Annotated in this window: 2 protein-coding genes, 1 tRNA gene and 1 rRNA gene; 2 read left to right on the top strand and 2 right to left on the bottom strand. The window is 43.9% G+C overall.

What is annotated here, in order from left to right; translation table 11 throughout:
* Nucleotides 1-423: GNAT family N-acetyltransferase (locus tag CAG69_RS12190; RefSeq protein ID WP_237668071.1), on the top strand; the 423-nt coding region annotated here is incomplete at its 5' end.
* A gap of 71 nt (nucleotides 424-494) precedes the next feature.
* Entirely contained in the window at nucleotides 495-1,835 is a 1,341-nt protein-coding gene (gene pssA / locus CAG69_RS12185; protein WP_161444387.1) for a CDP-diacylglycerol--serine O-phosphatidyltransferase, read from the top strand.
* Nucleotides 1,836-2,322: 487 nt separating this feature from the next.
* On the opposite strand, the gene CAG69_RS12180 is transcribed toward pssA, so the two are convergent.
* Nucleotides 2,323-2,399: transfer RNA gene (locus CAG69_RS12180), tRNA-Asp, on the bottom strand.
* Between the two features lie 46 nt (nucleotides 2,400-2,445).
* A 5S ribosomal RNA gene (gene rrf / locus CAG69_RS12175) occupies nucleotides 2,446-2,546 on the bottom strand; the annotation flags it as partial.

Raw genomic sequence — 2,546 nt, 5'->3', positions numbered from 1 at the left:
CCTATCAAGCTCCCTCTCATTAAGAGGTTGTACAAAGCGCATTACCCTTCGGGTCGAGCCAAAAAGGATGAACTGATCATTACAGCGAGCCATAAAGGTGAAATTGTTGCGTTACTACGCTTAAAAACCGTAGATAGATCTCGGTTGCTGACGGGAATGCTGGTCATTCCGACACTTAGGGGAACTGGCATTGGAAAAAAACTACTAACTCATTGTAAAAACAATGTTTTCACTGATGGCGATTATTGCTTCGCGTTTACACATCTCGAATCCTATTATTCCAAGCATGGATTCAAAACCATTGATTGCTCTGAGCTACCACACCCGCTAAAAATGGCATTTCAACGCTATGTAGATAGCGGTAAAGATCTCATTCCAATGCAATTCATCTCTTCAACGACATCAAAACGCGCGCTTTTGTAGCCAGGTAAATCATATCTTTGATAAAATGGCAGGTTCGCAATATTGCACTAAACTAAGGTACTCATACCGATATGATAGTAAGTAGGAATCCATTCGAACAGTTGCCAAGTCTCGCTGTCAATCCGGAAGACTTTGATGTTCTGTATTCAGCAGAATCATTCAGGACTCGTCTTTTGGATGCAATCAGTAAAGCAACGTCGCGAATTTACCTAGTCGCTCTATATCTGGAAGATGATGAAGCTGGACGTGAAATCCTCACTGCGCTTTATGAAGCGAAACAGCGTAATCCTGGGTTGGACATCAATATCTGTGTCGACTGGCATCGAGCGCAGCGTGGCCTTATTGGTGCGGAAACATCTGAGGGTAATTCTGCGCTTTACAAAGCGTATGCCAATAAGTACCAACACCCGATCCCTGTCTACGGCATACCTGTGCGTGGCAGAGAGGTTTTTGGGGTACTGCATTTAAAAGGCTTCATTGTCGATGATACTGTCATCTACAGCGGGGCAAGCTTAAATAACGTTTATCTGCACTATCACGAACGCTATCGCTTTGATCGTTACCATGTGATTCGACATGAGTCTTTAGCTAATTCAATGGTGCAATTCATTCAGGAAGAGATGATTGCTCACCCAGCTGTCAATGATCTTGCTGGAAAAGATAAGCCAGAAACCAAAGAAATTAAGTCGGCGATTCGTCAACTGAGAGCTTCACTTGCTCAAGCTAATTATCAGTTTGAAGACCAACCTGCAACAGAGGAAAGTGTAAAAATCACCCCGCTAGTTGGTATAGGCAAACGCCGCAATCTGCTCAATCAACAGATTGTAAAGTTACTAGCGGCCGCCCAAAACGAAATCTTTATCTGTACGCCTTACTTTAACTTCCCTAAAGCGCTGCATCGTGAAGTGAAGCGAGCCATGAAACGCGGTGTGAAAGTAACTATTGTTGTGGGCGACAAGACAGCAAACGATTTTTATATTGCCCCTGAGGAAGACTTTAAAACCATTGGCGGACTTCCATATCTGTATGAAGTAAACCTACGCCGCTTTGCGAAAGCAAATGAAGCGAATATCGCTGCGCGTAAACTGTCAATTCACCTCTGGAAGCATGACAATAATAGCTTCCATCTCAAAGGCATTTGGGTTGATAAACGCTATATGCTACTGACGGGGAATAACTTAAATCCTCGGGCTTGGTCACTTGATCTAGAAAATGGACTTCTCATCCAAGACAATTATGCGAAACTCACTGATAAGTTCGAAGATGAGGTTTCGCGTATCCTTGAGCATACCCACCTTATCTGTACTTATAAACAGTTAGAAAAAGTGGAAGATTATCCGATAGGGGTGCAGCGGTTAGTAAGAAAAATAACCCGCCTAAAAGCAGATGGGGTTTTAAAACGCATCCTGTAAGCATAATTAACTTCAAAGCTCAGCATTTTCCTGCTGGGCTTTTTTATTATTCCTAGGTCCAACAGCTTAATACTCTATTAGACCTCTATATTAGTAGACTTCAGTAAATAAGCTTGCGAGACGCAACTTAACCCCAAACGCAACAACCTAGAATCTAGAAAGGCAATACATGCGTTAGTGGCTAGGTACTTAATAACTCAGTCTTCCGATCTTACTCTTTCTTACACTACGCTAGTGAATAAGCTTTCTAACACGTAATAAAGGGGAGCTTTAATGAGTCAGCATAGGGGATAAAAACTAGCGCTCGAGACTGGGATCCTGTTCAGCAGGAACTGCGCAACACCTCACTCATGACAGGGCTTAGAAAGCATAGCGAAGAGGGAAGTCTGCCTCTCGATGCAAGGTTTCAATATGGAAATGAGGTTAAGGTAAGTCGGGTAACCAAAACGAAAAAAGCCCCAGTCTTTCGACTGGGGCTTAATATAAGTGGCGGAGTGGACGGGACTCGAACCCGCGACCCCCGGCGTGACAGGCCGGTATTCTAACCAACTGAACTACCACTCCGCAGTGGTATCACTCGCTTGTAATCAGCAAGTATCCAAAATTTAAAGCCTGGCGATGTCCTACTCTCACATGGGGAAGCCCCACACTACCATCGGCGCTATTTCGTTTCACTTCTGAGTTCGGCATGGAAATCAGGTGGGTCCAAAA

The organism is Vibrio sp. V43_P6S15P86 (genome assembly GCF_009904725.1).
In the GTDB taxonomy this organism is placed as follows: Bacteria; Pseudomonadota; Gammaproteobacteria; order Enterobacterales; family Vibrionaceae; genus Vibrio; species Vibrio diabolicus.
The sequence above is the reverse complement of the archived record's forward strand: the minus strand, read 5'-3'. Positions and strand labels throughout refer to the sequence as shown.